The sequence below is a fragment of the Bradyrhizobium sp. AUGA SZCCT0222 genome, from assembly GCF_018130205.1.
Classification (GTDB): domain Bacteria; phylum Pseudomonadota; class Alphaproteobacteria; order Rhizobiales; family Xanthobacteraceae; genus Bradyrhizobium.
Genome location: NZ_JAFCLX010000055.1, coordinates 1 through 23694, shown reverse-complemented (window position 1 = coordinate 23694; position 23694 = coordinate 1). Strand labels below are relative to the sequence as shown.

Here is a 23694-nt window from a genome sequence, read left to right as displayed (position 1 = left end):
TAACGAAAATTCAATTCTGGGGACCGACAGTGCACGGTCTTTTTATTTTGCACTGCAGCAACTATCTGGTTGAGGTGACGTTGTATGGACGATCACCTCCAGGAGCTGCCAGTTGTCACTTACCAAGAACGTCGACTTTCTCCGCCATCTTCCTAAGCTGAGTGCCTTCAATGGCTTGCCGGGGTATGGCCGGAGCATTGTGCACAGCCCCCTGGTCGAAATTAACGATTTCGGCTCGAATCCGGGCGCGCTCCGGATGTTTTCATTCGTACCTGAACACCTCCCGCGCGCGCCTGCGCTGGTCGTCGTGCTGCACGGCTGCGGCCAGACCGCGGCCGGCTACGATCGCGGCGCCGGCTGGTCGACGCTTGCGACGCGCTACGGCTTTGCCTTGCTGATGCCCGAACAACAGGCATCGAACAACGGCAACACCTGCTTCAACTGGTTTAATCCGGAAGACATTTCGCGCGATGGTGGTGAAGCCGGGTCGATCCGGCAAATGATCGCGCGCATGGTCGGCGATCACAACATCGATTCACGCCGCATCTATGTGACCGGGCTCTCCGCCGGTGGCGCCATGACCTCGGTGATGCTCGCGACCTATCCGGACGTGTTCGCCGGCGGCGCCGTCATCGCCGGCTTGCCATATGGCATTGCCGGCAATGTCCGTGAAGCATTGAGCGGCATGATGCAGTCGCCACAGCGCCCCGCGGCCGAATTGGGCGACCTCGTGCGTAACGCTTCCAGGCATAAAGGGCCGTGGCCGAAATTGTCGGTGTGGCACGGCAGCGCCGATCGCACGGTGAGCCCGGGCAATGCGGATGAGATCGTCAAGCAGTGGCTCGATGTGCATCAATTACCGCTCGCGCCGATGTCGACGGGCGATGTCGACGGCTATCCGCGTCAGGTCTGGTGGAATGCCGACGGTGAGACCATTGTCGAATCCTACACCATCACCGATATGGCCCACGGCACGCCGCTTGGCGCGACCGACAATGACGAGCGATATGGCGAGCAAGGTGCCTTCCTGATCGAGGCAGGCATCTCGTCATCCTATCACATTGCGAATTTTTTCGGCCTGACCGACCAAATTCTTCAACCCAGGACAGTGCCTCATGCGGCTTCAAAGGCCGTTTCCAAGACCATTCCGGTCGACCCGACGGGCATCTCGCGCGAACGCGCCGGCGTCATCGCGATGACGGTTCCGGTGCCTGCACCCGAACCGGATCTGGCCACGGTGTTGTCGCCGCGCCCGACGCGCGTTCACCACGCCAAGCGTGCGCAGTCTCCGCGCCGCCGCGGCATTGATGTCGGTGAAGTCATCACCCGGGCGCTGACCGCCGCGGGCCTGATGAAATAGCGCAGCCTCACGCAATTAGTTGCGTGTTCACATCTCGCCGGTGAGGAACGGATTGGTCATCCGCTCCTGGCCGATGCTGGAGCCTGCGCCATGGCCGCAGACGAAGCCGACATCGTCGCCGAGCGGCAACAGTTTTTCCCTGATCGAGCTGATCAGCGTCGCATGGCTGCCGCCGGGCAGGTCGGTGCGCCCGACTGAACCGGCGAACAAGACGTCGCCGACATGGGCGAAGCGCAATTCCTTGTTGTAGAAGACCACGCTACCCGGTGAATGGCCGGGGCAGTGCAGGATGTCGAAGGTCAGATCGCCGATCGAGACCTGATCGCCTTCGTCGAGCCAGCGGTCGGGCCCGAAATTGCGCACGCCGGTCATGCCGAAGCGCTCGCCGCTCGAGACGACATTGTCGAGCAGATATTTGTCGGCGATGTGCGGCCCTTCGATCTTGACACCCAGCGCGTCGCGCAATTCGGCGGCACCGCCGACATGGTCGATATGGCCGTGCGTCAGCCAGATCTTCTCGACCGTGACGCCGGTCTGCTGGATCGCGGCCTGGATTTTTGGCACGTCCCCGCCGGGGTCGATCACCACGGCCTTCTTCGAAGGTTCGTGCCAGATGATGGTGCAGTTCTGCTCGAACAGCGTCACCGGAACGATGATCGCGCCGGCCTTCGGCGGAGTTTCGTTCTGGTCGTGGTTTTGGTTCTGATTTTGGTTCTGGTTTTCCTGGGTCATGGCCGCAGATTGCCGATTTTTGGCGTCTCGCCAAGGAAAAGATTCGGAAAAGATTTGTAGAAGATTTGCGCATACGGCGGGTAAGGACTGCCGGCAACCGATCAGGTCTTGGTTCGACCACGGCGTGCCGCCAGGTTCCGCAGCGCCAATATTTCGCGCAGCCATTGCCGTCTGGGCTGGGCGGGAAAGCCGCCCCAAACCGCGCCGGCGGGGACGTTGTCATAAACCGTGGACCTCGAAAGCAGCATCGCGCCCTTGCCGACGGTGATGTGCGGGATGATGCCGGTGCGCGGTCCCAGTACGACGAAATCCTCGATGGTGACGCTGCCGCTCAAGCCCGATTGCGCAACGATGATGCAATGGCGGCCGATCATGCAGTTGTGCCCGATCTGGCACAGATTATCGATCTTGGTTCCTTCGCCGATGACGGTGTCGCGCAATCCGCCGCGGTCGATCTTGGTGCCCGATCCGACCTCGACGTCGTCGTGAATGACGACGCGCCCGATCTGCGGAATCTTGATATGTCCCTTGCCGTCCGACACGTAGCCGAAGCCATCCTGGCCGATATGGCACCCGGGGTGGATCACCACCCGGTCCCCCACTTGGGCGTGGGTGATGGTGCTGCCGGCGCCGATGGCGCAGTCGGTCCCGATCTGAACCCGTTCGCCGATCATGGCGTGCGCGGCGATCAGCGTGCCGGCGCCGATTTTGACGGCGGGGCCGATCACCGCGAACGGATCGATCGTAACGTCAGGCCCGATCTGCGCCGTGGAATGCACCACCGCGCTCGGCGCGATACCTTGCGTGCCGAACGCCGAGACCGGACGCAGCGCGCTGCCATACATCTGGCGTGCGACCGTGACGAAGGCCTCATAGGGCTTGCGAACGTTCAATGTGACGACCCCGGCAGGGGCCTGGTGGGCGAACCGTTCGGTGGTCAGGACGGCGCCGGCTCGGCTGGTGGCGAGCGCTTCGGCATATTGTGCGTCTTTGACAAAGGTCAGATCATCAGCGCCGGCGAGGTCGATCGGCGCGATGCCGGTGATGATTCGGGACAGGTCGGCGCCCGCACACGGGTTTGCTCCCGTGAGCGCGGCAATCTCTGCCACGCTCAAGCCCGAAGAGTTCGAGAAAAAACTGAACTCGACCACGAGCTCTACCCCCTGCGGATCACGATAGCCGGGCGGGCCCACGATCCCAAGTCTATTCGGATGTCTATCGGGGCAGGGTCGCGCGAATCGTGCTTCCGGGCCGGAAGCGGTCGCCGGTCAAATCGTCGCGCCGCCGCGGCCGCGGCCTTTGCGGCCGACATATCGGGGCCAACCCGGCCATCCCGGCCCAGTGCGATTGCGCACCAGGCCGCGACGACACGCGAAGGTTTAAGGCGCGGGCGTTACCGCTTGATCTGCGCCTTCAGCGTATCCTCGACCACGCGGTCGAACGATGACGCCTTCGGCGGAGCCTTGGCGCGCGCATCGGCGACATGTTTGTCGCGCTTCGCCACCAGTGCGCCGAGTTTCTCATTGAGTGCCTTGCGCTGGCTCATCTGCTTGTTGACTTCGTCGACGCGCTGCTCGGGCTTCATCGCGCGCAGATTGTCGGGCAGGTCTTCCTCCTTGATCGAGGAAAAGCTGCTGCGGCCGGCCGAAACGTCGGCGACCAGATCACCGTCGCCGGTGACGGCTTCCGACGTCGCCTTGGAACGCTTGTTGATGAAGCTCGCCATCTCGGAGGCCTGTGCCGGCGCCGCCGCCGCCACCTGCGACAATTGCTTTGTCTTGTCCTCGGTGCGCTTCTGCATCACGCGCGGTCCATAGGGGATCACGGTGCCGTTGATCTCCCGCTGCAGGATGATGATGTCCTCATCATACGGCGTTTCGATCACGACCACCTGTCCGCCATCCTGCGGAATCGGAATAAAGCGGCCATTGCCGTTCTGGGCGATATCGCGCCACACCCGTTCGGTGTCGGCGGCGTTGCCGGCGAGCACCGCGTTGACGATGATGTCCTTCTGCTTCGCCACTTTCAGCGTTACCGGATATTTGGTGTCCTGCGCGTAGTCCATGTGCGGCGGCGCGTCGCCGACCAGGAACACGATCCGCCTGACATCGCCGCCGTCGGTCCATTGCAGCTTGTTGACGGCGACATCGAGCGCCTCGTTGACGCTTTCCGGCCAGTCGCCGCCGCCACGGGCCCTCAGCTCAAGGAGATTGGCGTAGAGATCCTGGATGTCGCGGGTGAGTTCGACCTTCCTGGTGACGTAGTCATCGCCGATGTCGCGGTAGGCGATACGAGGCCCATGCGGATCTCGGCGTCGGGATTGGAATCGACGATCGCGGTCGCGATCGACCAGATCTTGCGCTTGGCGCCTTCGATCAGGCCGCCCATCGAGCCCGTGGTGTCCAGAACGAACGCGACTTCGACCGTGGGCTTGGCGACGGCCTGCGACAGGCCGGCGGAAAGGGGTAGCGTAGCGAGAGCGAATGCGAGCGAGCGAAGCGTGATGCCGTGATCCCTGAAGCGTTGCTTCATGGTTTCTCCTCCATGTGTTCCGTCCCTCGGAACCCAGGTTCCCTCGGCTTCGCGGTGGCGTGTGGTCCAAATCAAGGCGCCTTGGGTACGAATTTGCGGCGCATTCCGCGCCGCAGCCCGGATGGCGACGGTCACGGAATCGGGTAGGCTAGGGAGCATGGAATCGCCCGCCCGCCAGGTCAGCCTCGTACCGCCGCCGGACCGCCGCCAATCGGAGACCGCGCTCGCGATCGCGCGCGGCACCGCCAGGATGCTGCGAACACTGGGTTTTTCCTGCATTAGTGAGTTGCCTTTGCCGTCCGGCCGGCGCGCCGATCTGGTGGCGCTGAACGAGAAAAGCGAGATCTGGATCGTCGAGATCAAGTCGTCGGTGGAGGATTTGCGCGCCGACCAGAAATGGCAGGACTACCGGATGCATTGCGACCGGCTGTTCTTTGCCTTCACGCAGGACCTGCCCTGCGAGATTTTCCCTGAGGGCACCGGCCTGATCGTTGCCGATGCCTATGGCGCCCATCTGCACTGCGAGGCGCCCGAGCATCGCCTGGCCGCGCCGACCCGCAAACTGATGACGGTGCGGTTCGCGATGGCCGCGGCGCAACGGATCAACCGGCTGGTCGATCCGCAGGGGCATTCGGAGTTTTAGCAACCACCGTCACCGCGATGAAGTCAGCGTCAACGACTCGTTACTTGGGCCGGTTGATGATGGTGTCCTGGGTCGGCGTGACGATGCAGATGCTGCGATCGTTCCACTGGATGCCGTAGCCGAAGATGATGATGCTGCCCTTCGGCGACGCAAGTCCGCCACCGGCAACGATATCGAGCTCCTGCAGGCTCAGTTCGCGGGTCTCATGGCTGGTTGCGTTCATGTCCGTCTCTCCCTTGTCCCGGCGAGGGACCGTGTTGCCGTTCGCAAAACCTTAGGCAGCGGCACCGTTCGTCGCTGTGACGGATGTCACACCGAGGCGGCGCGGGAGAGCAGGAAGATTTTGCGGCGCGCAATCCCGCACGATGGTCCGCGATCAGGCGGACCATCGGCGATCACGCGGGTAAGAGCCGCTTACGCGGACTTGCCGTAATTATAGAATCCCTTGCCGGTCTTGCGGCCGAGATGGCCAGCGGCGACCATTTCCTTCAGCAGCGGCGCGGGCCGGTATTTCGGGTCGTTGAAGCCTTCATAGAAAACCTCCATGACCGACAGCATGGTGTCGAGGCCGACCATGTCGGCGAGCGCGAGCGGGCCGATCGGGTGGTTGCAGCCGAGCTTCATGCCGGCGTCGAGATCCTCGGCGGTGGCGATCCCTTCCTGCAGCGCAAAGATCGCCTCATTGATCATCGGGCACAGGATGCGGTTGACTGCAAAGCCCGGGCTGTTTTTCGCCGTGATCGGCACCTTGCCGACCCGCTTTGCAAATTCTTCAGCCAGGGCGTGGGTGTCGTCGGACGTCTGCAAACCCCGGATCAACTCCAGCAGCGCCATCAGCGGCACCGGATTGAAGAAGTGCATGCCGATGAAGCGGTCCGGGCGGTCGGTCGCGGCAGCGAGTTTGGTGATCGAAATCGAGGAAGTGTTGGTCGCGACGATCGCGCGCGGGTTCAGCGTCGCGCAAAGGTCCTTGAGGATCTTGATTTTCAAATCCTCCCGCTCGGTCGCGGCCTCGATCACGAGGTCGCAATTGGCAAGCTTTGCATTGTCCGTCGTCGCGGTGATGCGCGCCAACGCGGCCTGCCGATCGGCATCGGTCATCTTCTGCTTGTTGACGAGGCGCTCCAGGCTGCCGGTCAGCGTCGCCATCCCCCGCGCCACTGCGGCATCCGAGATGTCGATCATCGTCACCTTCAGCCCCGCCGCGGCGCAGACCTGCGCGATGCCGTTACCCATCGTACCCGCCCCGATGATGCCAATCGTTTCAATCATAGCTCGCGCCTCCATTGCTGAACGCCGGCACTTGAAGATGCCGGCACTGCCGTACTCGTTAGCAGACGGCAGGCGGTAGCAAAACCGGTGAAACCAGGCAAATGCGGACATGGGTCCGGACGGCTTTCGAACCTCCGCGCTCGCCGCTAAGCTGTCGGTAAACAGGGAGAAAAATGGAATGCCCGCTTACGTGATCTTCGATGTCGAAATCAGGGACGCCACGCAATATCAGGAGTTCATGTCGGGCGTGAAGCCGGCGCTGGAAGCGGCCGGCGCCAGATATCTGGCGCGCGGCGGCCCCCACAAGGTCTACGAAGGGGACTGGGAGCCGCGCCGGATTGTGCTGCTGGAATTTCCCTCCGTCGCTGCCTGGGAGGCGTTTTACAACGGCCCGACCTATCAGGGATTGAAAAGCATCCGGGACGCCTGCAGTTCGGCGCGCCTTGTTGGCGTCGAAGGCCTCTGATTGGCATCGCCGGTATCCATCTCTTGATGTCGCCGCGCCAGCGGGAGAGGGCGCGGGCTCCTTCCGCTTCACTTCACCCTTGCCGTGGCCGTGATCAGTTCCTTGCCTGCCGCGGTCCTGATCGTCAGTTGGACCGGCTCGGCCCCGCTGCCTGCAGGGATCGGCGCAAAGATGCGATTCCCGTTTTTCGGGTCGGCCGTCACGGCATCGTCGAACAAGACAGCGTCGCCGCGTTTCATGATGATCCGCAGCGGCGTCACAGGCTCAATGCTGAAGAACTGAAGGGTGGCGCCGGACGCCTCGGCGACAAGATTGATCAGGATATTCGCGTTCGCATGCGTCACGTTGCTCATGCCGACGGTCGGGCTGTAGGTTTCCGGAATCGACACCTCGCTCCGCGCCGGAAACTCGGCGCTGTGGAAAAATTCGTCCGACACCCCCGCCCATAACTCGACGTAGGGCCGCGCCGGGTTCGGATCCTTGCGCTGGTCGGTTTCGTTCGTGAACGAGGCAAATCCCCACGTCCACATTTTCAGGCCTCGCGTGATCGTGTTGTCCGCGATGCGGATGATCCCTTCTTCATTGTCGTGGTTGATCACGCCCCAGAAATTGCCGCCCTGCATATCCGGCGCCGCATAGGCGATGCCCATCGTCGGCCAGTTCTTGAAGTAGCGCAGCTTTTCGAATCGGCTGGTGCCCGCGCCGGCACTCGCGTCGCCCTCGGCTATATTCTTTGACCATGCGGGCGTGCGGTAGGCCGCGAGCGGCGCGATGATTTCGGCGCCGCCGGTGGTTTTGGGATTGTTCGGATCCGACCCCGGCGCCAGCGTCGTGCAGGTCCAGTACTCGTACGGGATTGTCTTGTCGTTTGGGTTCTTCAGCACCAGGGTCGCATCGACCGCGGCACGATCGGCCTTCAGCGTCACATGGTAAGCCGCTTCGATGCCGCTCGATCCCTTCCTGAACTTCTCCGGTGCCGCCGGGTATTCGAAATTGTCCGTCAGCGACATCGACACCGTCACTTCGTCGGCACTCTCCTTCACAACCCTGAAATCCCACGGCTTTGACCATGTCCTGCCGTGCTCGGCATCCGGAAAGGTGGGAAAGATACCGCCATACACCATCAGCCAGTCGTAATAGAAGTTGCCTTCGCCCATTCCGTAGGGCACGCCGACTTCGGTGCGATACAGCTGTTCGTGGCCGGTCGGCTTGTAGATGATGGAAAGAATACGCCCGCCGAACTCAGGTAACAGCACGACCTTCAGATAACGGTTCTCGAGCACCCGGCCCTTGAACGTGCGATCGACGATGGTGTTCTTGTCGAGCGATCCGTTGACGAAACCGTTCTCCCCGGAGGTTGCATATTTGACCGTGCTCCAATGCACCGTCTGCTCGCTGAGCGACACCTGATCCGGCCCCGCCGACGCCGCAAGCGCGGCATGAAATGTCCAGATCGCCGAAATCACTCCGGCCGTGAAGCGGAGACCGATACGCGAGGAAGCACCAATTGCCATGGACGTGGCCTTTGACTGACCGGGCGATCCTATCGCGCAGCGGCCGGCTTGTTGAGGCGATTTGGTGCGATTTCTCCCCTGCCGGCTCGAAGTATCCCACTTCGTGCCAGGCGAGGGTAACGCTGTCGCCGCCGCGCCCCGCCTCAAATGCAAAGGCTGAGTATCTTGATGCGGCAGTCGCTTGATTTTTGCCGGGATGCGGGAGCGGCCTCGCGTTTCACAGCAACAAGCGGCTCCGTCTCTTTCTTGTTCTTGCCCTTGGGCCGCTTCGGCTCGTAATCGCCGGCGATCACCATGGCCCAGTAGGTGCGCTTGCCGCTGGCATCCCTGGCGCTCGCGATCCCGACGCGTGACGCATTCTGCAGCAGCAGGTTCTTGCGGTGCCCGGAGGAGTCGATCCACTGGCCGAGCGTCTTCTCAAAGCTCTCGTATCCGTAGGCGATGTTCTCGGCGGCGCGACCCGCACCCGCCGGCGCGACCCGCTTGGTGAACGGGCCGAGCACCTCATGGCTGAGCTCATTCTTCGCCGCCATCGCGCGCGCCTGATCCATCGCGATGCGGTCGAGCGTTGCGTCGCGCACGACGCGAACCTGGCCATGCTTGAGACGGAAGCCGGAGATCAGTTCGGCCGGCGAATCGGCGGCCATCGCCGGCGCGGCCAGCAGCAAAAAGCCTGCGGCCAGTACGCCAAAGGCGCGACGTGTCATCGTCCCCCAAATACCCATTGTTCAATAAACCAGCGCCATATCTGGCTGCTTATCCATCGTTAATGTGGACGACTCAAGGCACGGGGCGTGTATTCCCTGGCACCTGACCGACCGCGGGCGGGGTTCGCAGGCAATGGCTTGATCAGCCGCAGTTCCAGACCGGTCCGATCGGCGTCCGCGTCCAGCAAGGACCAAAACTGCCGCCATTGTAGCGGCCGCCGTAAAAACCGGGACGGCCGAAATAGCGCCAGGCGCCATCATAGCCGTAATAACTCGGGACCGGATCGATATACCAGGGACGCTGGTTGCGGCGCGCTGCGCGCAAAACCGCAGCTCTCTGGGTGTAAGCCGGGCGGCTGTTGTTCGGAGGCTGGTGATAGCCCGGCAGGAAGCCGTAGCCCTGCCAGCGTGGCGCCGGCCGCTTGTGAGCCGGGGCAGCCGGCGCGACGACCGGCAGGAGTGACAGGACAACAGCAATCAATGCAAACACGAGGCGAGACATGCGCGCACCATAGACGGCCGGCTGTTGGGAGGCGATTCAAATCTAAGTGCACGGTTCAGCGCGACTATTTCCGGTTCGCTTGCGAGCGGCTGCATGCGCCAACAGCGGCTATTCCCCTCAACGGACATTGCGCTAGCGTATTTCAGCTTGGTTGGGCCGGTTCTCGCTCGCCTCTTCGCCTCAAAGTGCTAGAATTTGGTGTGCTGGGGGTTTGCAATGCTCAGCGCCGATCGGCGCCGGCTCACTCATAAGGGAGCGTGATCATGGCGAATGTAATCGATATCGCAAAGGCCGCAGTCACCGCATACAACGAAAAGGACTGGAGCAAGGCCAGGGACATCCTGGCTGCCAACGCCGTGTATGACGAGAAGGGAACGAACCGTCGCATCAAGGGCGCCGGCGAGATCATCGAGGCCTGGCAGGGCTGGGCCAAGGCCTTCCCCGATTCGAAAGCCACATTCGTGCGCGAGTTCGCCAGCGGTGACACCGCGGTCCTCGAGCTTGTCTGGAAAGGCACTCACACGGGCCCGCTCCAGACACCAGCAGGCACCATTCCGCCTTCGAACAAGCGGATCGAGGTGCCGGCCTGCCAGATCGTCCAGGTCGAGGGTGGGAAGGCCAAGAGCGCCGTGCACTACTTCGACCTCCTGACAATGCTCACACAGATCGGTGCCTCTGGCGCGGTAAAGACTGCCGCGTGAAAGGCAAAGCCGTTCCGTCCAGTTGGAGAAGCCCGCCGGCGTGAGCCGGCGGGCGCACGCATAAGGACGACGATCGAAGCCAGGCTCGTCCGCAGACTCTCGGGCAGCGCCGCGACCTGCGAACTCGTCGGCTCTGCCGGGTTCGGCTGCGACGGTTCTAATGCCGCTCGTCCGTCCGAGCGGAAGACCGAGGATTGAAATAAGCAGGGCGCGGACCCATGAATGATTTCGTATTGCCTACCACGCGATACGCGCTCAGCGGCGATACAAACATCGCATATCAGACCATGGGCGGCGGCCCCATCGACATTCTCATGGTTCCCGGGATCGTGTCCCATGTCGAATTTTTACACGAGCTTCCAGGATACACGGCCTTTTTGCGCCGCCTTTCCACCTTCGCGCGCGTCGTCACATTCGACAAAAGAGGTCAGGGATTGTCAGACAGGCTTTCTGGCACTCCGCCGCTTGAACAGCGCATAGATGACGTTCGTGCCATCATGGACGACATCGGATCACGCCAAGCCGTGCTTTGGGGTTTCTCCGAAGGCGCCCCGATGAGCGCCCTGTTTGCCGCCACCCATCCCGACCGGGTGTCGCATCTCATTCTGTTCGGCGGCTATCCGAAGGCATTCGCCACGGAAGAAATGATCCTGGAACGCGTCAAGCTTTGGGGGACCGGAGCCATGATCAGGCAGCTCATCCCCGATCAAGCCGCGGATCCCGAAGCCGTTGCCCAGTTTGCGAAGTTCCAGCGGCTGTCGGCAAGTCCGGGGACCTACAAGGCATTCGGCCTGTTGAATATCCTCATCGACGTCAGGCCGATTCTTCCCAGCGTGCGCGTGCCGACGTTGGTGCTTCATCGGCGTAGCGATACCCTCGTTCCCATTGAACATGGTCGCAGTCTTGCAACGCAAATACCTGCTGCAAAGCTCATCGAGTACGAAGGCGGGAATCACGCATTCTGGACCGGTGATGTGGATACGCTGATTGGTGACGTCGAAGAATTTGTAACGGGACACCGCGAAAGCTCATCGGACAGTCTTGAGCGGGTGTTGGCCACCGTTCTTTTCACCGATATCGTTGAATCGACGCGCCGCGCCACTGAATTGGGCGACCAGACATGGCGGAGATTGCTGGATAGCCACGATCAAATCGCAAGGCAGATGATCGACAAACATCGCGGATGTTTGATCAAGACCACCGGCGATGGAATTCTGGCGACGTTCGACGGACCGGGTCGGGCTGTTCGATGTGCCCTGGCATTCGAAACCGCGGCCAAGCAAATTGGATTGCCGCTGCGCGCGGGGCTGCATACCGGCGAGGTCGAAATGAGAGGTCGTGATATCGGCGGCGTCGCCGTGCACGCGGCGGCTCGCGTCATGGGGGAATGTGGTCCCAGCGAGGTTCTGGTATCGAGGGTCGTCACCGACCTGGTGGCCGGTGCCGGCCTGAAGTTCTCCGAACGCGGATCGCATGAACTGAAAGGCCTTCCGGGTCGTTGGGATCTCTTCGCGGCGAGCTTCTAAGCTTCGTATCGTGCGCGAAGATAAAATCCTCAGCTTACGGAAACGCGATCGTGATCTTGCCGAAATGGCCGGCCTGCTGCATCAGCCGCAGCGCGTCAGGCACTTCGGTGAAACCAAGTGTTCTGTCGATCACGGGCTTGAGGCGGTTCTGCCCGATCGCTGACGCCATGTTCTCAAACATTCTCCGGCTGCCGACGGAGAGCCCGATCACGTGCAGATTCTTGCTGAACAGGGTAGGGATCGAGACCTGCTGGGAAAGGCCCGACAGCACCCCGATCACGAGGATGGTGCCGCCGACGCGCGCGGCCTCGAGCGATTGCTGAAAGGTGTCCTTGCCGCCGACTTCCACGATGTGATCGACGCCGCCGCCGGCCCAGTCCGCGGCGGCCTTGCCCCATTCGGCGACCGCGCGATAGTTGATCGTATGGTCCGCGCCGAGCGCTTTCGCGCGTTCGAGTTTTTCGTCGCTCGACGACGTCACGATGACCGTGGCGCCCGCCAGCTTGGCGAACTGCAGCGCGAAAATCGAAACCCCGCCGGTGCCCTGCACCAGGACGGTCTGGCCGGGCCGGAGCCGGGCTTCGTCGAACAGCGCCCGCCAGGCGGTCAGCGCCGCGCATGGCAAGGTGGCGGCTTCCGCAAAACTCAAATGATCGGGGATGCGGGTGACGCCTTCGGCGTCAAGCAGCAGCAATTCCTGCAGCACACCCGGGCGCGTGCCGCCAAGCGCGAGGCGGCGGCCGCTGGCCGAAGGCCCGCCGTCGAACCAGGATTGAAAGAACATCGGGCACACGCGATTCCCGACCGAGACCCGGCTCACGCCTGGTCCCACGGCGACAATTTCGCCGGCTCCGTCGGAGAACGGGATCAGCGGAAGCCTGTACGCGCCGCCCTGGCCCTGCACGGTTATCAGGTCGCGATAATTCAGCGATGCCGCGCGCATCCGGACCACGACCTGACCGGGGCCGGGCTCCGGCTCCGGCCGATCGACCAGTTCCAAGGCGTCGATCGACCACTCGCGTGCGACTTGCCAGACTTTCAATGAAGCCTCCCGTATTTTCGGCGATGCTAGAGCGTTTTCGAGCGAAGTGGATACCGGTTCGCGTAAAGAAAACGCGTCAAACAAGAGTCCTAGAGCTTCGGTTCTGATACAATCAGAACCGAAGCTCTAGGCCGCGAAATACCCGCCGTCGACCACCTGCGACGCGCCGGTCATGAACGAGGCCTTGTCGGAACACATCCAGACCACGGCTTCCGCGATTTCCTCGGGCACGCCCATGCGGTTCATCGGTACCTTCGCCAACGTGGCATCGAGCCGCGTCTCCACCACCTCCTTGGTCATGGGTGTGGTGATATAGCCGGGATTGACGCAGTTCACGCGGATGCCGTCCTGCGCATATTCGATCGCCGCGGTCTTCGTCAGCCCAACCACGCCGTGCTTTGCCGCCACATAGTGCCCCGATGTCGCCAGACCGATCAGCCCGGCGATCGAGGCGGTGTTGACGATCGCGCCGCCGCCGCCTTGCGCCAGCATTTGCACGATCTCGTGCTTCATGCAGAGCCACACGCCGGTGAGGTTGATCGCGAGCATGGTGTCGAACGAGATCTGGCTGAGTTCGTGCAGGCGCTGGCGTCCGGGGCCCACCGATCCGCCGGCAACGCCGGCATTGTTGAACGCGCAGTCGATCCGTCCATAGGCCGCCACGGTGCGCGCGACCATCGCGGCAACGTCGGCTTCCGCGGTGACGTCGCCGCCGATCGCAATGGCCTGACCGCCGGCCGCGTTGATCAGGGCGACGGTGCCGGCCGCGCTCTCCTCGGTGCGGTCCGCCACCGCCACCCGCGCACCCTCCCGCGCCATTGCCAGCGACGTCGCGCGTCCGATTCCCGAAGCGCCGCCCGTCACCAGCGCTACCTTGCGATCAAGAATGCCTGCCATGTCTGTTTCTCCTGCCTTGCCAAACGCGTCGATCGACGATGTGCTTTCCTGCTAACCTAGGCCGCCATCGACCGTGAAGCACTGGCGCGTGATGCGCCGGCTCTCGTCGGACGCCAAAAACAATGCCATGCGCGCGATGTCGTCGGGCGTCACAGCGTCGGGAATGTCCTGACGCGTGCGAAGCTCGGCGATCTTCTGCTCGTCAGGATACCACAGCCGGCGCTGGCGCTCGGTGATCACCATGCCGGGCGCGATGGCGTTGACGCGAATGCGGTCGGAACCGACCAGCCGGGCCAGGGAATTGGTGAAGCCGACAATCGCCGCCTTCGCCGCCGCGTAGACCGGCAGCGCCGGTGCGCCGCGCGTCCATGCCACGGATGACATGTTGATGATCGAACCGCCGCCGCGCGCCTGCATCTGCGGCACCACGGCCTGTGCGGCGAAGAAAACGTGCTTGAGGTTGACGGCGATCGACCAGTCGAATTCTTCAGGCGTCACTTCTGAAAGCACCTGGCGCTGGTCGTTGGCGGCGTTGTTGACCAGCACCGCGGCATCGCCGAACGCCGCATGGACCTTGGCCATCGAGGCGCGCAAGGCGTCGATATCCAGCAAGTCGCATGGCACGAACAGCGGCGCGGAGCCGGATGCGTCCGTCACCTCGCGCACCAATGTCTCGCCGGCGGCGGCGTCGATGTCGAGAAACGCGACACGGGCCTTTTGTGCCGCGAACGCGCGCACGAACGCGGCGCCGATGCCGCTGGCGCCACCGGTGATCAACACGACGCGGCCTGCAAGGCTGGGGTAAAGGGCATAGGTCATGCGATCAGGCGCTCCGTCACGGGGTCGAACAGGCAAATCCGGCGCGTGTCGAGCGCGAAGGCGGCAAGCGCCCCCGGCTCAGGCCGGATGTCCGGCGAGATGCGCGCCAGCACCTGCTCCCCGCCGAGCCGCAGCAGCACGATGGTCTCCGCGCCGGTGGGCTCGACCATCTCGACCGGCGCCTGGACGACGATCGGTGCGCCCGATGCGCCCGAAAAACTACGGCCGCCCTCGGCAATACATTCCGGCCTAATGCCAAGAACCACGTCGCGGCCGACAAAGGCCGCCGCCGCGTCGTAGCCCTGCAGGGGAAGGCGGACCTCGTCCGGTCGCCCGGCGCCGATCACCACCACCGGCCCGCCAACTTCCGCTTCGAGCCGTGCCGGCATCGTGTTCATGGGCGGCGAGCCCATGAAGCGCGCGACGAACAGATTGGCCGGATAGCGGTACACCGTATCCGGATCGGCGAATTGCTGCACCTCGCCCTGATGCATGACGGCGATCCTTGTTGCCATCGTCATCGCCTCGATCTGGTCGTGGGTGACATAGACGATGGTAGCGCCAATGCGCTGGTGCAGCCGCTTGATCTCCATCCGCATCTCGACCCGCAGTTTGGCGTCGAGGTTGGAGAGCGGTTCATCGAACAGGAACAGCAGGGGATCGCGCACCAGGGCCCGGCCCATCGCCACGCGCTGGCGCTGACCGCCGGAAAGCTGCGAGGGTTTACGGCCGAGCAACGGCTCGATCTGCAGCAGGCGCGCGACATTCGCCAGCGCCTTCTCCTGCTCCGCCTTCGGAACATGGCGGCATTCCATGCCGAACGTGATGTTCTGGCGCACCGTCATCGACGGATAGAGCGCATAGGACTGGAACACCATCGCGATGTCGCGGTCCTTTGGCGCGATGTCGTTGACGACCCGCCCGCCGATTTCCACGGTCCCGGCGCTCGGGCGATCCAGCCCGGCCACGATGTTGAGCAAGGTAGATTTTCCGCAGCCGGATGGCCCGACCAGCACGGTGAATTCACCGCTCTCGATGTCGAGATCTATCCCCTTCAGCACCTCCAGATTGGCGTACCGCTTCGACAGGGCACGAATGCTCAACGCTGCCATGAGTTTCCCTTCATTTCACGGCGCCGGCGGTAAGGCCGCGTACGAAGTATTTGCCACCGATCAGATAGATCAACAGGGTAGGCAGGGCCGCGATCATCACCGCGGCGCTTTGCACGCCATGATGCGGGATATCGGCGACCGCGGCCGAGAGCGCGATCAGCGCGGCGGTGACCGGCTGCTGTTGGCCGGTCGTGAATGTCACGCCATAGAGGAACTCGTTCCAGATATGCGTGAACTGCCAGATCACGGTGACAACCAGGATGGGCGGCGAGAGCGGGAGAATGATGCGCCAGAAAATACGAAAGAACCCCGCGCCATCGATGCGCGCGGCCCTTATCAACTCCTGCGGGATGGCAACGTAGTAGTTTCGGCAGAACAGGACGGTAAAGGAGAGTCCCTGGATCGTGTGGATCAGCACCAGGCCCGTTAGCGTGTTCATCAGCCCGGTATCGCGCAGCACGATGGTCCACGGCAGCAAGCGCATCTGCTGCGGCAGGAAGATGCCCAGCGTGACGATGCCGTAGATCCAGTTGTCTCCACGAAAGCGCCAGAGCGAAACCGCGTAACCGGCGACCGCCCCAAGCAGGGTCGAGAAGATCGTCGCGGGAATGGTCACGAGCGCGGAGTTCAACATGTAGGGGCGGATGCCGACACAGGTCTGCGCCACGCAGAAGTCGGACCAGGCTGTGAGGTAGTTGCCAAAGGCCCACTGCCGCGGCCAGCCGATCATCGAGGTCTGGACGATTTCCTCATTGCTGCGCAGCGAATTCAGCACGACGACGATTAGTGGTACGAGCCAAGCCGCCGCGATCAGCGAAACGACGAGATAAATCAGCATGCGGCTCGGCGCGAAGGTTCGATCACGCATGGGGGGCTCGACGTCGCTGGAGATATTGCCACGCCGCGTAAGGCAGCAGCACCGAGAGAAGAATCAGCAACATCAGCACGGCCGCCGCCGCCCCCCGGCCGAGCAGGTTGCGTTGGAACATCAGGTCGTAGACGACAAGGGCCGGCAACTGGGTCGCGATTCCAGGGCCGCCGTTGGTCAGCGCGCGGACGAGGTCGAATGTCGAAATGGCGAACTGCAGCTGGATCACGATGACAGTTATGGTGATCGGCCAGAGCGTCGGCAGGATGACGCGCCGGTACATCCGGACCGGTCCGGCGCCGTCGATCTGCGCCGCCTTGATCAGGTCGGCATCGACGGACCTGAGGCCGGCGAGGAAGAGCGCCATGGCGAAGCCCGAGGATTGCCAGATCGCAGCGACAACAATCGTCCAGATCGCCATGTCGCGGTCGATCAGCCAATCGAACCGGAAGGAAGTCCAGCCGAAATCGTGGACGAGCTTCTGGATCCCGATGCCGGGATTGAGCAGCCAGCTCCAGACCGTGCCGGTGACCACGAACGATACCGCCAGGGGGTAGAGGAAGATGGATCGCAATGCGTTCTCGCCGCGAATGCGCTGATCGAGCAGGATCGCGAGTATGAGACCTGTCGCCAGGCTGAGCAGCACGAACGCACTGCCGAACAGCAGCAGATTGTCGAAGGCGACTTGCCAGTTCCGCGACGCCAAAACCGAGGTGTAGTTGCGCAAACCGACCCAGCCCGACACCGGGACCAGCGTGGACGGCGTGAACGAGATCCAGATGGTCCACAGCGAAAACGAAACGAGGTGCGCGGCCGACAACAGCAGCGGTACCCAGATCGTCAGATACTCGGGCAGCCGGCGCACCATTTCAGGTGTCGTCGGCCGCCCTGCTCGCGGTGCCGCGGCGTCTGTCAACGCGCGCTCTCGACGGCCTCGGCGAGGCGGGTGACTGCCTGCTCCGGCTTGATCGTCTTGTTCTTCACATACTCCGTGATGACGTCGATCAACGCAGCGGTCAGGCCGTTTTCCTGTGCCATGTTGTGCGCGACGCTGAGAACCGCCTGATTACTGGCGATCGCGTCTTTCAGAGCTGCTGCGGTTCGGCGTTGACCGTCCGACCAGCCTTCGCCGGAAAGATCAACATCGGTGCGCACGGGTATCGATCCCGTGATCTGCGAATACATGGTCTGGATGGCGGGATCCATGACGAGCTGCGCCATCAGCGCCTGGCCGGCTTGCAGGTCGGGCTCCTTGCGCTGCCAGAATATGAACGCGTCGGCATTCAACAGGAACACCGGCTTGCCGTTGTCGCTGGGGCCGGGAGCAATCATGAAGTCCTCGAACTTGAAACCGGCATTGCGCAACACGCCCTGCGCCCACCCGCCCATGATCATCATGCCCATGTCGCCGTCGACGAAGCGCTTCAGGTTGGTCGAAAAGTGCTGGGCGCCGACGTTGGGGTCCATCCAGTCGGCGATCTTGCGTACCTGCACGAAGGCGGCTTTGACCTCGGGGCCCTCGAGGGCCTTCTTGTCGAGGTTCATGATGGCTGCGCGGTATGCGGCGGGACTGATGCCTGCCAGGGAGGCCTCGAACTTCTGCCCGTCATCGGGGCGGGTGCCGCCGTTGGCGATGGGATAGGCAACGCCGCCCGCTTTCATCTTTTCGGCCAGGTCGTTGAAGTCTGCCCATGTGACGGGGATCTTGTCGGCCTTGGCCTTGTCCATCGCGCGCTTGGACAGAAACAGCATGTTGGTGCTGTAGATCTGCAACGGCAGCGCAATCCACTTGCCGCCGGGCTTGTGCAGTTTCGCAAGGTCCGGGGCAACGACCTTTTCGTAGCCGGCGGCAGCGACCAGCTCATCGAGGCTCACGGTCGGGGCGATCTTCGACCAGGCCGCAATCTCGGGTCCCTTGAGCTGCGAACAGGCCGGCGGATCGCCGGCCATGATCTGGGCGCGCAGCTTGTTCATCATTTCGGTGGTGAACCCGGGAACCGGCGAATGTTGCCAGACGCCGCCCCTCTCCTCGAATTTCTTGCCGAGCGCCGTGATGGCCGCGCCATCGCTTCCCGCGGACCATTGCGAGATGGCGGTCAGGCGCGGCTTGGCGCCTTGGGCGCGGGCAAAGGCCGGCAGCGCGAGCGTGGCAGCGGATCCAGCGAGCAGACGACGCCTTGTGATCATTGGCATGGTACGTTCCTCCCGGTTTCAAACCTTGACGCGTTGGCCGCGTCGTTCATTGCTTGTCAGGCGGCCTCCGCCGATGAGACCGGCATGCCACCGCGGCAAGCCAGACAGCAGGCCGCAAAGGCCAGCGCGGCATTCGGATCATTGCCGCTCGAAGGCGGCACGAAAGCGAGTGATACCTGGGCGAACTTCCGCCCGCCCATCACGCAGGCATCGATCCCGTCGATCAACGCCTTTCGATCTGCTTCCGCGAGAACAGACGGCCAGCCGCTGATGGCCACGCCGGCACATGGCTTGACGTTCAGCGTATTGCCGATCGCAAGGCCAAGCCGGAACAGCCGTCGCCGCAGCTCCTGGCGCACGCGGGCGGAGATCGAGATTGCATTCACCCACTCATCGCCGAGCTGCAGCAATTCCGGCTCGCCAACACCGAGAAGCCCGGCCAATGCCGGAAGCGACGTATAAGCCTCGACACAGCCATGATGGCCGCAGCGGCAGGGCGGACCGCCATCGTCGAACACCATGTGGCCGAGTTCGACCGGCTGCAACGCATCGGCCTCGATCGGGTCGTCCATCCAGGCGCCTGCGACGCCCTGGCCGACAAAGACGAACAGATGCGGGCCGGCAAACGGATAATCTTCCGTGCGGCAGCGATGAAACGTGGCATGCGCCACGACCGAATTGGTGATCGCGACCGGCACGTCCGCAAACATCTCGCCAAGCATGCCGCGAACGCGCTTGACGTCACACGGAATGATCGGATTGACGAGCTCGCTCAACCGGCCAAGCCCCGGGACCGAAACGCCGATCTGCGAGAGCTGAACCCGATGCTGCCGCGTCCAGTCCCGCAGCGATTGCAGCGCCTGGTGAAACAGCCGGCTGACGGATTTGACGGTCGGCGATTTCGGCAGCGGCAGACGTTCGGTATAATGCAGCTCGCCGGAAAGCCCGCCCACCCCTACGGTCAGCCGCTCGCCGGTCAGCTCGATGGCGGCCAGCCTTACCGAGCTGTCGAGAGATACCAAACCGGTCGGGCCACCGAAGTAAGGCGCTGGCCGCCTCACTTCCTCGATCAGGCCCTCCGCCTTCAGATCAAACAGGATGCGCGACAGGCTCGCCTCGGAGAGGCGCACGGCCCTGGCCAAAGGCGGTCGAAACATGCCGCCCGACTGAAGCAGATGCCCCAGAATGGCCGCACGCGTCTGCCGCCGACTTCTCGGCTGCTCCGGCATTTCCGTCCCTGTCGTCATTCTTACTTAGTGTAAGAATGTGCGCGCGAAACATTTCAACTGTCAAGGCGCTTGCCGGCTCAAGGCATGTGTTGTGTGCGCGGCAGCAAAATCGAGGGCGCGGACGTTTGGTTCGAAGCCGGCGGCTCATTGATCTGCATCATGTGCGCCCTTCGCAAACCCGCATTGCCGCACAACTGATATGCCGCCGCTGCGAGCTGCGCCGAGATGACGAACGCGAGCAGTTGTGATCTATCTGTCGCTGTACAGCGGGCCTTGAAATCAAAATAAAATCCGGCATCGACGCCCGCGTCCAATAACGGTGGATCACTTGATGGCTGCAATCTATCCAGATCTCGAGGGCAAGTCTGTCCTGGTCACGGGCGGTGGGTCGGGGATAGGCGCGTCGATCGTGCGTGCCTTCGCGCGGCAGAAGGCCAAAGTCGGATTTCTGGACATCGCCAGAGATCCTTCGACGCGGTTGGTCGATGAACTCGCTTCACAGGGCTTTGCAGTCCGATATGAATATTGCGATGTGACCAACATCGATCGTCTACGCGCCGCGATCGGTCAGATCAGGGCCGGCATTGGGCCGATTCGCGTGTTGATCAACAACGCGGCGCATGATGACCGGCATTCGGTCGAAAGCGTCACGCCGGAATATTGGGATGACAGAATTGCCGTCAACCTGAAGCACCAGTTCTTTGCCGCTCAAGCCGTCCTGCCGGACATGCAAGCCGGGAAAGACGGCGCTATCGTCAACTTCGGATCGATCTCCTGGATGACCGCGCAGGGCGGGATGCCGGTGTACACCGCTTCGAAGTCGGCCGTGCTTGGATTGACGCGCGGGCTCGCGCGCGATTACGGCGCCTGGAATATCCGCGTCAACGCCGTCGTTCCCGGCTGGATCATGACGGAACGTCAGATCGAAAAATGGGTTACGCCGCAAGGCGAGGCCGATCTGATGAAGGCGCAGTGCCTCAAGCGCAAACTCTACCCGGACGACATCTCCCGGGTCGTGGTGTTCCTGGCCTCGGAAGAAGCGAGCGCGTGCACCAGTCAACACTATGTCGTCGACGGCGGGAGAGTGTGAAGGACGATTTTGAGCCAGGCATATCTGCCTAGGCGCCAGCCAGTACGTCGCGCACGTCGAGGCGTTCCCCGTCCGGCTTGCTGACGTAAAGATGGTCAGCCAGCACCGATTGCATGTTCTCAAACATCGAATAGAGGTCGTCACAGTAGACTGACGGATTGTCGTAGCCGTTCTTTTTGGAGAAACGATGCGGAAGGTAGCCCCCGCCGCAGGCGTTCATGAATTTGCACTGCCGGCATTTCGCGGCAAGTTGGATGGAAGCGTCGCGCGCGGCTTTCCAGCGCGGCTCGTTTCTGACGTCGTCGATGGCATGCTCGAAAATATTGAACTTGGTCTGCGTGAGGCCGTCGCCGGCAATCCGCAGCACATCGTGCGCCTCGACGGAACCGTCGGTCATGACCGTGCAGAGTTCGATAGGTTTGTAGCCGACGCCCTCGGTCGGCGAATTGTTGCCGAGCATGGCGGTGATCATGTCGCTGATGATCCGGATGTTGGCCGTGGGCTTGGTCCGGTTGGCCTCCAGCCACAGGTCGAACAGGCCGTTGTAGAACGAACCAACGGACGCGGGGGTCTCGTCCACCGTCGCGTCGGGGATCATGATGTCGTAGCTGGAAATTCCGCATTCCGCGAAAAACTCGACATATTGTTTTGGCGGGTAAGCGGGATTGCAGACGGCGAGGGCGGTCATGCCGATGTCGCGCGATGCAAGCATGCGTGCGGCCCGTTCCGCCGCGGCGTGGGTGCCGGTGCCCTGAAACGTCTTGCGGTGAATGTCGTGAATGTGTTCGGGCCCATCCAGGCTGATCGCGACGGAAATGTTGCGCGCCTCGAAACAGTCCAGCCATTCATCGCTAATCAGCAGGCCATTGGTGGTTACCGCGATCGGTATGTCGCAACCGGTCCGTGACGAAATGCCTTCGCAGGCCTCGGCAAAACGGTGGAAATTTTCAACTCCCCACAGCAGGGGTTCGCCGCCGTGCAGAATGATCGGGAAATCGATGAGGGAATACCTGGCGACGTGCTCTTCGATGCGCAGCAACAATTGCTGCAGCACTTCGTCACTCATCAGCTTCGGCTTGTCATAAACAGCCGCGTCGCGAAACCAGTAGCAATAGGAGCAGTCGATGTTGCATCGCGAGGCAACCTTGACAAGCAGCTGCGAGATCGGCTGCTCCTGGAAGCCGACCGCATCTGCCAAAGCATCTGTTGCGTCAGCCGACATGCCGATACCGGATGGCCTCAGGGAAACCATGAAGCAAAGCTAGTACTGGAAAAGCCTAGTACCGGATAAATCCGCCCCGGCGGAATCCGCCACCGCCGTAGTATCCGCCGCCTCTACGAAAACCACCGTAGCCTCCGCCGCCGCGAACAAAACCGCGTCTGAAGTAAACCTCGGTCGGTGTGACACCATTTTGCCCACGCAGATCACTCAGCAACGCCTCGATGCCCTGATGATCGCTCTGGATCGTTGCGCCCGGCCCATGCAGTTGCAGGACAGTCGATAGAACCTTCAGCGTGGTAATCGGCATGCTGTGCTCCGTTTTCTTGCGACGCAGTAAAAGGGTCGAACGAAGGCTGGTGTATCAATCAGCTGAGCAGCAGGAGATTATACCAATTCCATTGTCGCGGCAATGTGGCGAACTATTCGTTCAAAGAAGGTTTGGGGTACTTCATCTTGAAGTTGATCGATGGGGTACGAGAGCGGCCGGCGGCCGTGCCGCTATCCCGTTGCTTTCCCTATCCTCTTCTTAAATCCGAAAATGCTGCAGATGCGCAGATGCCTGGTCTGGGGGTGCAAACTTTAAACTGGGCCAACATCCGGCATGCCTTGGAGAGGGATTCTCCCGCGGGATCAAGCTGGGTCTGCCTCCAGCGGTATATATGGGTGGATCAAGGGCTAGTGAAACCGACCACGGGGATCGGGACCGTCAGCCGATGATCAGTCAGCCGTCCGCATTGAGCAGTTCGAGTACCTCGTCGAGAATTCGCTCCCGCTTGAATTCGATCAGCTTGTCGCGGCTTGCCGATGGTCGGCCGGGGAAGGCATCAGCGTGCCCTGCAGGAGGTGAGTTGATTTTGAGCGCCGACTCCGTCCTGAGTCTGCCCGACAGGCAAATCAATTCGGCTTTGCCGAAATCGTGTCAAGCCCCAAATTAAAAAATATTTCTGTTTACCAGAACACAAATCAGGGGCATATATTCACCCATCCCGTCCTGGTCAGAAGGGCGTCGGCCGTCGTCACGGACGTTGGGCGGGTTGCGGTGGACGCTGGTTTACGCCTCGACGACGGCGTGGATAAGCGTACGGCAAAACCGTGTGGTCCTGGCACCCGTTGCAGGTGTCAAGCTGTCGGAGAAGCGCGAGCGGAAACGATAGCGACGGAGTCAACCAAGAACTCGTCTCCGGGGAGAGCACGGCATAAGCCGTAAAGCCATTGCGCAGGGAAGGCTGGGTGTTCTCCGCTGCCCTGTATGCTCGTGTGCACTTTG

The 23694-nt window shown here is 62.3% G+C and carries 23 protein-coding genes and 1 pseudogene; 6 read left to right on the top strand and 18 right to left on the bottom strand.

Annotated features, from left to right (window positions below; all coding sequences use genetic code 11):
- Positions 1 to 112 precede the first annotated feature (112 nt).
- Positions 113 to 1360 carry an extracellular catalytic domain type 1 short-chain-length polyhydroxyalkanoate depolymerase gene (locus JQ629_RS31520; RefSeq protein WP_212415925.1) on the top strand — a complete coding sequence of 416 codons (1248 nt, stop codon included), beginning with the start codon at positions 113 to 115 and terminating at the stop codon, positions 1358 to 1360.
- 27 nt (positions 1361 to 1387) lie between these two features.
- Here the strand turns inward: JQ629_RS31520 and JQ629_RS31515 are convergent, their stop codons facing one another.
- The 3 genes and pseudogenes from JQ629_RS31515 to JQ629_RS31505 form a co-directional block, all read right to left on the bottom strand.
- Positions 1388 to 2092 carry an MBL fold metallo-hydrolase gene (locus JQ629_RS31515; protein WP_212415924.1) on the bottom strand — a complete coding sequence of 235 codons (705 nt, stop codon included), beginning with the start codon at positions 2090 to 2092 and terminating at the stop codon, positions 1388 to 1390.
- 101 nt (positions 2093 to 2193) lie between these two features.
- Entirely contained in the window at positions 2194 to 3243 is a 1050-nt protein-coding gene (lpxD, locus tag JQ629_RS31510) for a UDP-3-O-(3-hydroxymyristoyl)glucosamine N-acyltransferase (protein WP_212415923.1), read from the bottom strand.
- Between the two features lie 242 nt (positions 3244 to 3485).
- Positions 3486 to 4624: pseudogene (locus JQ629_RS31505) on the bottom strand (vWA domain-containing protein).
- A gap of 157 nt (positions 4625 to 4781) precedes the next feature.
- On the opposite strand from JQ629_RS31505, the gene JQ629_RS31500 reads away from it, so the two are divergent.
- A complete protein-coding gene (locus JQ629_RS31500) occupies positions 4782 to 5267 on the top strand; it encodes an MmcB family DNA repair protein (RefSeq protein ID WP_192736364.1) in 486 nt (161 codons plus the stop codon).
- Positions 5268 to 5307: 40 nt separating this feature from the next.
- On the opposite strand, the gene JQ629_RS31495 is transcribed toward JQ629_RS31500, so the two are convergent.
- Both JQ629_RS31495 and JQ629_RS31490 read right to left on the bottom strand, forming a co-directional pair.
- Positions 5308 to 5490, bottom strand: coding sequence for a hypothetical protein (locus JQ629_RS31495; protein ID WP_212268728.1), 183 nt, complete (start codon positions 5488 to 5490; stop codon positions 5308 to 5310).
- A gap of 191 nt (positions 5491 to 5681) precedes the next feature.
- Complete coding sequence (locus JQ629_RS31490) at positions 5682 to 6539, bottom strand: 3-hydroxybutyryl-CoA dehydrogenase (protein WP_212037907.1); 858 nt, start codon at positions 6537 to 6539, stop codon at positions 5682 to 5684.
- A gap of 178 nt (positions 6540 to 6717) precedes the next feature.
- Here JQ629_RS31490 and JQ629_RS31485 point away from each other — a divergent pair, with 178 nt between their 5' ends.
- Positions 6718 to 7005 carry a DUF1330 domain-containing protein gene (locus JQ629_RS31485; RefSeq protein WP_192736367.1) on the top strand — a complete coding sequence of 96 codons (288 nt, stop codon included), beginning with the start codon at positions 6718 to 6720 and terminating at the stop codon, positions 7003 to 7005.
- A 68-nt stretch (positions 7006 to 7073) separates the two neighbouring features.
- Here the strand turns inward: JQ629_RS31485 and JQ629_RS31480 are convergent, their stop codons facing one another.
- The 3 genes from JQ629_RS31480 to JQ629_RS31470 form a co-directional block, all read right to left on the bottom strand.
- Entirely contained in the window at positions 7074 to 8519 is a 1446-nt protein-coding gene (locus JQ629_RS31480; protein ID WP_212415922.1) for a DUF5107 domain-containing protein, read from the bottom strand.
- Between the two features lie 143 nt (positions 8520 to 8662).
- The gene (locus JQ629_RS31475) at positions 8663 to 9226 is read right to left on the bottom strand and encodes a CAP domain-containing protein (protein ID WP_249135413.1); all 564 of its coding nucleotides are present in this window, start codon (positions 9224 to 9226) and stop codon (positions 8663 to 8665) included.
- A gap of 142 nt (positions 9227 to 9368) precedes the next feature.
- Positions 9369 to 9728, bottom strand: a complete 360-nt coding sequence (locus JQ629_RS31470; protein ID WP_212415920.1) for a hypothetical protein — start codon at positions 9726 to 9728, stop codon at positions 9369 to 9371.
- Between the two features lie 263 nt (positions 9729 to 9991).
- Between JQ629_RS31470 and JQ629_RS31465 the strand changes: the two genes are divergently transcribed.
- Entirely contained in the window at positions 9992 to 10429 is a 438-nt protein-coding gene (locus JQ629_RS31465; RefSeq protein WP_212415919.1) for an ester cyclase, read from the top strand.
- A gap of 218 nt (positions 10430 to 10647) precedes the next feature.
- On the top strand, positions 10648 to 11955 hold the full coding sequence (locus JQ629_RS31460) for an adenylate/guanylate cyclase domain-containing protein (RefSeq protein WP_212415918.1): 1308 nt from the start codon (positions 10648 to 10650) through the stop codon (positions 11953 to 11955).
- A gap of 34 nt (positions 11956 to 11989) precedes the next feature.
- Here the strand turns inward: JQ629_RS31460 and JQ629_RS31455 are convergent, their stop codons facing one another.
- From JQ629_RS31455 to JQ629_RS31420, 8 genes are all read right to left on the bottom strand, one after another.
- Positions 11990 to 12997, bottom strand: a complete 1008-nt coding sequence (locus JQ629_RS31455) for a zinc-dependent alcohol dehydrogenase family protein (RefSeq protein ID WP_212415917.1) — start codon at positions 12995 to 12997, stop codon at positions 11990 to 11992.
- Positions 12998 to 13123: 126 nt separating this feature from the next.
- Positions 13124 to 13894 (bottom strand): glucose 1-dehydrogenase, encoded by a 771-nt coding sequence (locus JQ629_RS31450; RefSeq protein ID WP_212415916.1) that lies wholly within the window; start codon positions 13892 to 13894, stop codon positions 13124 to 13126.
- Positions 13895 to 13945: 51 nt separating this feature from the next.
- Positions 13946 to 14713, bottom strand: coding sequence for an SDR family NAD(P)-dependent oxidoreductase (locus JQ629_RS31445; RefSeq protein ID WP_212415915.1), 768 nt, complete (start codon positions 14711 to 14713; stop codon positions 13946 to 13948).
- Positions 14710 to 15825, bottom strand: a complete 1116-nt coding sequence (locus tag JQ629_RS31440; RefSeq protein ID WP_212415914.1) for an ABC transporter ATP-binding protein — start codon at positions 15823 to 15825, stop codon at positions 14710 to 14712. Before JQ629_RS31440 ends, JQ629_RS31445 begins: the two co-directional genes overlap by 4 nt.
- A 10-nt stretch (positions 15826 to 15835) precedes the next feature.
- On the bottom strand, positions 15836 to 16693 hold the full coding sequence (locus JQ629_RS31435) for a carbohydrate ABC transporter permease (protein WP_212207114.1): 858 nt from the start codon (positions 16691 to 16693) through the stop codon (positions 15836 to 15838).
- Positions 16686 to 17561 (bottom strand): carbohydrate ABC transporter permease, encoded by an 876-nt coding sequence (locus JQ629_RS31430; protein ID WP_212415942.1) that lies wholly within the window; start codon positions 17559 to 17561, stop codon positions 16686 to 16688. Before JQ629_RS31430 ends, JQ629_RS31435 begins: the two co-directional genes overlap by 8 nt.
- A 44-nt stretch (positions 17562 to 17605) precedes the next feature.
- Positions 17606 to 18886: an ABC transporter substrate-binding protein gene (locus tag JQ629_RS31425; RefSeq protein WP_212415913.1), complete on the bottom strand. Its 1281-nt coding sequence runs from the start codon at positions 18884 to 18886 to the stop codon at positions 17606 to 17608.
- 56 nt (positions 18887 to 18942) lie between these two features.
- On the bottom strand, positions 18943 to 20115 hold the full coding sequence (locus JQ629_RS31420) for an ROK family transcriptional regulator (protein ID WP_212415941.1): 1173 nt from the start codon (positions 20113 to 20115) through the stop codon (positions 18943 to 18945).
- Between the two features lie 331 nt (positions 20116 to 20446).
- Between JQ629_RS31420 and JQ629_RS31415 the strand changes: the two genes are divergently transcribed.
- A complete protein-coding gene (locus JQ629_RS31415; RefSeq protein WP_283815970.1) occupies positions 20447 to 21205 on the top strand; it encodes an SDR family NAD(P)-dependent oxidoreductase in 759 nt (252 codons plus the stop codon).
- A gap of 28 nt (positions 21206 to 21233) precedes the next feature.
- On the opposite strand, the gene JQ629_RS31410 is transcribed toward JQ629_RS31415, so the two are convergent.
- Positions 21234 to 22427: a radical SAM protein gene (locus JQ629_RS31410; protein WP_212415911.1), complete on the bottom strand. Its 1194-nt coding sequence runs from the start codon at positions 22425 to 22427 to the stop codon at positions 21234 to 21236.
- Positions 22428 to 22482: 55 nt separating this feature from the next.
- Positions 22483 to 22734 (bottom strand): hypothetical protein, encoded by a 252-nt coding sequence (locus JQ629_RS31405; RefSeq protein WP_212037920.1) that lies wholly within the window; start codon positions 22732 to 22734, stop codon positions 22483 to 22485.
- Positions 22735 to 23694 lie beyond the last annotated feature (960 nt).

Coding starts and splice junctions, on each gene's coding strand:
- JQ629_RS31515 (WP_212415924.1), bottom strand. CDS start 2,092: ATGACCCAGGAAAACCAGAACCAAAATCAGAACCAAAACCACGACCAG.
- JQ629_RS31500 (WP_192736364.1), top strand. CDS start 4,782: ATGGAATCGCCCGCCCGCCAGGTCAGCCTCGTACCGCCGCCGGACCGC.
- JQ629_RS31495 (WP_212268728.1), bottom strand. CDS start 5,490: ATGAACGCAACCAGCCATGAGACCCGCGAACTGAGCCTGCAGGAGCTC.
- JQ629_RS31490 (WP_212037907.1), bottom strand. CDS start 6,539: ATGATTGAAACGATTGGCATCATCGGGGCGGGTACGATGGGTAACGGC.
- JQ629_RS31485 (WP_192736367.1), top strand. CDS start 6,718: ATGCCCGCTTACGTGATCTTCGATGTCGAAATCAGGGACGCCACGCAA.
- JQ629_RS31480 (WP_212415922.1), bottom strand. CDS start 8,519: ATGGCAATTGGTGCTTCCTCGCGTATCGGTCTCCGCTTCACGGCCGGA.
- JQ629_RS31475 (WP_249135413.1), bottom strand. CDS start 9,226: ATGACACGTCGCGCCTTTGGCGTACTGGCCGCAGGCTTTTTGCTGCTG.
- JQ629_RS31470 (WP_212415920.1), bottom strand. CDS start 9,728: ATGTCTCGCCTCGTGTTTGCATTGATTGCTGTTGTCCTGTCACTCCTG.
- JQ629_RS31465 (WP_212415919.1), top strand. CDS start 9,992: ATGGCGAATGTAATCGATATCGCAAAGGCCGCAGTCACCGCATACAAC.
- JQ629_RS31460 (WP_212415918.1), top strand. CDS start 10,648: ATGAATGATTTCGTATTGCCTACCACGCGATACGCGCTCAGCGGCGAT.
- JQ629_RS31450 (WP_212415916.1), bottom strand. CDS start 13,894: ATGGCAGGCATTCTTGATCGCAAGGTAGCGCTGGTGACGGGCGGCGCT.
- JQ629_RS31445 (WP_212415915.1), bottom strand. CDS start 14,713: ATGACCTATGCCCTTTACCCCAGCCTTGCAGGCCGCGTCGTGTTGATC.
- JQ629_RS31440 (WP_212415914.1), bottom strand. CDS start 15,825: ATGGCAGCGTTGAGCATTCGTGCCCTGTCGAAGCGGTACGCCAATCTG.
- JQ629_RS31435 (WP_212207114.1), bottom strand. CDS start 16,693: ATGCGTGATCGAACCTTCGCGCCGAGCCGCATGCTGATTTATCTCGTC.
- JQ629_RS31430 (WP_212415942.1), bottom strand. CDS start 17,561: ATGGTGCGCCGGCTGCCCGAGTATCTGACGATCTGGGTACCGCTGCTG.
- JQ629_RS31425 (WP_212415913.1), bottom strand. CDS start 18,886: ATGCCAATGATCACAAGGCGTCGTCTGCTCGCTGGATCCGCTGCCACG.
- JQ629_RS31420 (WP_212415941.1), bottom strand. CDS start 20,115: ATGCCGGAGCAGCCGAGAAGTCGGCGGCAGACGCGTGCGGCCATTCTG.
- JQ629_RS31415 (WP_283815970.1), top strand. CDS start 20,447: ATGGCTGCAATCTATCCAGATCTCGAGGGCAAGTCTGTCCTGGTCACG.
- JQ629_RS31410 (WP_212415911.1), bottom strand. CDS start 22,427: ATGTCGGCTGACGCAACAGATGCTTTGGCAGATGCGGTCGGCTTCCAG.
- JQ629_RS31405 (WP_212037920.1), bottom strand. CDS start 22,734: ATGCCGATTACCACGCTGAAGGTTCTATCGACTGTCCTGCAACTGCAT.